Origin of the sequence: Phytoactinopolyspora endophytica (assembly GCF_004138495.1) — a bacterium.
Lineage (GTDB): Bacteria > Actinomycetota > Actinomycetes > Jiangellales > Jiangellaceae > Phytoactinopolyspora > Phytoactinopolyspora endophytica.
The window spans coordinates 218,808-221,437 of sequence record NZ_ML142860.1 but is presented as its reverse complement, the minus strand read 5'-3'; the positions used below and the strand labels follow the sequence as shown (position 1 = coordinate 221,437).

At 67.8% G+C, this 2,630-nt stretch carries 3 protein-coding genes; 1 reads left to right on the top strand and 2 read right to left on the bottom strand.

Annotated features, from left to right (window positions below; genetic code table 11):
- A partial coding sequence (locus ELR45_RS38725; protein WP_420813920.1) for a DUF7134 domain-containing protein occupies window positions 1–598 on the bottom strand: 598 nt, incomplete at its 3' end.
- Between the two features lie 157 nt (window positions 599–755).
- Here ELR45_RS38725 and ELR45_RS22220 point away from each other — a divergent pair.
- Window positions 756–2,267, top strand: a complete 1,512-nt coding sequence (locus tag ELR45_RS22220; RefSeq protein ID WP_129668278.1) for an ATP-binding protein — start codon at window positions 756–758, stop codon at window positions 2,265–2,267.
- A 160-nt stretch (window positions 2,268–2,427) separates the two neighbouring features.
- On the opposite strand, the gene ELR45_RS38720 is transcribed toward ELR45_RS22220, so the two are convergent.
- On the bottom strand, window positions 2,428–2,630 hold a 203-nt coding region (locus ELR45_RS38720), incomplete at its 5' end, for a sugar-binding domain-containing protein (protein WP_240760034.1).

Sequence of the window (2,630 nt, the reverse complement as noted above, 5' to 3'; positions counted from 1 at the left end):
TATGACCGAGCACGTCGTGCAGCTCCCGGGCGATCCGCAGGCGTTCCTCAATGGTGCGCCTGCGCAGCTCCTCCTCCCGGTTACGTTCGGACTCGGCCATCCGGCGCTCGACCTCGAGCAGATACTCGCGCCGGTTATACACCGCGCCGCCGACGGCCATGACCGTGATCAGCCATCCAGCGAAGAACAGAACCCCGACGTCACCGAGGTTCTCCGCATCTGTGCTGTACTCACCGTAGAACGTCGCCACGACGGCGACCGCACCGATCATGATTCCGGCGGCCAACCGCCCTTGCGCCATCAGTGTGTACACGCCGACGGCGAACGCCAGCACGATCGCGCCGTCGGCGTCGGGCAGCAGGAGGTACGAGACCGTGCCCGCCAGGGTGATCAACGTGACCGTCAGCGGATAGTCCCGACGGAAGTAGACCGCGCCGGACGTCACCGCCATGATCAACCAGCCGACCGGCGATATCTTATCCGCACCGGCGGAGACCGGGGGTGGGACCATCACGACCAGGGCGATCGCGACGGTCAACGCCGCATCGGCGACCCGTCCCCGCGGCGGCCACACCCGGCTCATCACCCGTTCTGTCATGACACGCACAGCATACGGGGCTGGACGAGGCCGAGGCTTCGCGAATGATCAACTCGGATCCAGGGCGTGTCTGATGGATCCGTGGCCTACTGTGCGACGCCCAGATCCACCAGGCACGCCCTGGACAAGATGTGCACACAACCCATTAGATGACTAAATGCTCAATTTCGCCGCCCTGCTCCGGCAGCACCGCCTTGCGGCCGGCCTTTCGCAGGAGGAGCTCGCCCGGCAGGCAGGGCTCAGCGGCGACGCCGTGGCCGCGCTCGAACGAGGCCGGCGGCGAAACCCGCGACCGCTCACGGTCCGGTTGCTCACCGAGGCGCTCGAACTGAGCGACGACGAGCGTGCCATCTTCATCGCAGCAGCACACGGCCAGCAGCCTCCCGCCCGGGAACCGATCCAGCCGGCACCGGTGTATACCGCCGGCCTGGTCGGCCGGGATGGCGAACTGGCCACGAGCATCCAGCTCCTCACCGATGCCGGAACGCGGCTGCTCACGCTCACCGGTCCCGGCGGCATCGGTAAGACCCGACTGGCCATGGAGGTCTCCGCGGGCGCCACGCATGCCTTCACCCACGGCGTGCGTTGGGTGACGGCAGGAGCGTGCACAGACGCGTCCACTCTGTACGCGTCTGTGGCCAATGCATTGGGCTTAAGCCTTCCCGCCGACCGTGGTCCCGAGTTGCTCGCGGAGTATCTCGGCGACCGTGCGGTCCTGCTCGTTCTCGACAGCTGCGAACACGTGATATCGGCGGCGGTCAAGCTCTGCGCCACATTGCTCCGGAGCTGTCCGCGGCTCGCCATCCTCGCCACCAGCCGAGAAGTGCTGCGGGTACCGGGTGAGACGGTCAGGGCGGTGCGGCCGTTGTCGGAGGCGGAATCGGCTCGGTTGTTCATCGGTCTGGCCGAGTCCCACGGCATCCGCCCGGCACCGAGAGACATGGACCACATCGATCGGCTGTGCCACAGGCTGGACGGAATCCCGCTGGCCATCGAGTTGGCCGCAGCCCGGGTCAACGTGCTGACCGTGGAGGAACTCGCCACGGAGATCGCCACGTCGTTCCGCATCCTGAGCGCGGGCAGCCGAACCGCGCCGCAACGTCAGCAGAGCCTCGACGCCACGATTCAATGGAGTTACGACCTCCTCACTGCCGACGAGCAGAGTTTCCTCGCGGCGGTCTCCGTGTTCTCCGACGGCTGGACCATGCCGGCCGCGCAGGCGTTGTGCCACGGACTGTTCCCGCGCTCCGCGTCCTCCCGGGCGGTGGACATGACCGGCAGCCTTGTCGACAAGTCATTGATCACCGTCCGGCGGGACGGCGCGGCCGCCCGATACGGCATGTTCCAGGCCGTCCGCGAGTTCGCCGAGGCCAAGCTCGAGCGAGCCGGCCATCAGAAGGACATCGAGCACCGCCATCTCACGTACTACGTGCGGCTGGCTGTCAACGCCGCGGCAGAGATGGACCGAGCGGGAGGGGAGCCGTGGCTGGCCGCGGTCGGCGCCGACATCGGCAACCTGCGCGCCGCCTGGCGACGCGCGGTCATCTGGCAGCGCCGGACCGACGCGACCAGGCTGGCTGGGACTGTGGCCACCTACTGCCGGTTACGCGGGCTCGAGCCGGACTGGCGCATATGGTCCGAGCGCGCCCAGGCATCTGGCGACCTATGATGTCGCGGATGCGGTGAGTACCGCCTGGCCGGTCGCGCCCACGCCCCCCGGATGGGCGCGACCGACCAAGTGGCGCACCTAGCGTTGCCGATCTTGCTCCATCGGCCAAGCGACAACGCCCTGACAATACCCTGACAATTCGGACGGGCCTCTCGTCCTCTTACGCCAGCAAGCTCCTGGCGAGCGAGGTGTCGATCACCAGAGTCCCCACCAGACCTCCCCGTACGGCCGCGCGGACCGCCGGTGCCCGTTCCTTGCCATACGCGGTGGCGATCACCTCGGGCACGGCACGCAGCTGGTCTAGCGTGACACCGACCACCCGGTCATCGAACTCCCCGGGAACGTCGCGACCATCGGCATCGA

Excerpts from the sequence above, each read along its gene's own strand:
- ELR45_RS22220 (WP_129668278.1), top strand. The coding sequence starts at position 756 with ATGCTCAATTTCGCCGCCCTGCTCCGGCAGCACCGCCTTGCGGCCGGC.